The following is a 540-nucleotide window of genomic DNA, read 5'->3' as shown; positions in this document are numbered from 1 at the left end:
GGCGCAGCGGCCGCCCCAGCGGGCAGGGAGGTGGCGTTATCCATCAGGGATACCTTCTCGTTGTTGTTGTGGAGCGCGCCTGGGCGCAGCTGACACGAGCATTTGCAGAAGGTGTGCCAAACCGGGGCGGGCCGACCCAAATCGGGGCAATAGGCCGCTTTGCGGCATTTCGCTGGCCGCGCGCCTGCGAGCCGGGCCCTGAAAGTGCTTTGCATGGGCGGAATTCTGCCTATCGCCAGCCAGTGATAGGCGGAATTCCGCTTATCACTGGCCGGTAAAATCGTCCCGCGACAACCCGTGCCGCTGCATCTTTTCGTTCAGCGTTCGCCGCGGCAGTTGCAACGCCTCCATCACCGCACTGATCGCGCCCCCATGCTGGCGCAACGCTGCACGCAGGCACTGGGCCTCGAACGCCTCCATCTGCTCGCTCAGCGATTGCCCGGCAGGGGCCACCTCGGTACCGGGTGAACCCAGGCCCAATGCATGCCGCTCTGCCGCATTGGCCAGCTCGCGCACGTTACCCGGCCAGTCATGCGCCAG

Annotated in this window: 1 protein-coding gene; it reads right to left on the bottom strand. The window is 65.6% G+C overall.

Annotated elements, in window-relative coordinates; all coding sequences use genetic code 11:
• Positions 1–264: 264 nt before the first annotated feature.
• Positions 265–540, bottom strand: a 276-nt coding sequence (locus G1E_RS29325; protein WP_047149751.1) for a helix-turn-helix domain-containing protein, incomplete at its 5' end; no start/stop codon positions are given.

The organism is Pseudomonas sp. TJI-51 (assembly GCF_000190455.2).
Lineage (GTDB): Bacteria > Pseudomonadota > Gammaproteobacteria > Pseudomonadales > Pseudomonadaceae > Aquipseudomonas > Aquipseudomonas juntendi.
The sequence above is the reverse complement of the archived record's forward strand: the minus strand, read 5'-3'. Positions and strand labels throughout refer to the sequence as shown.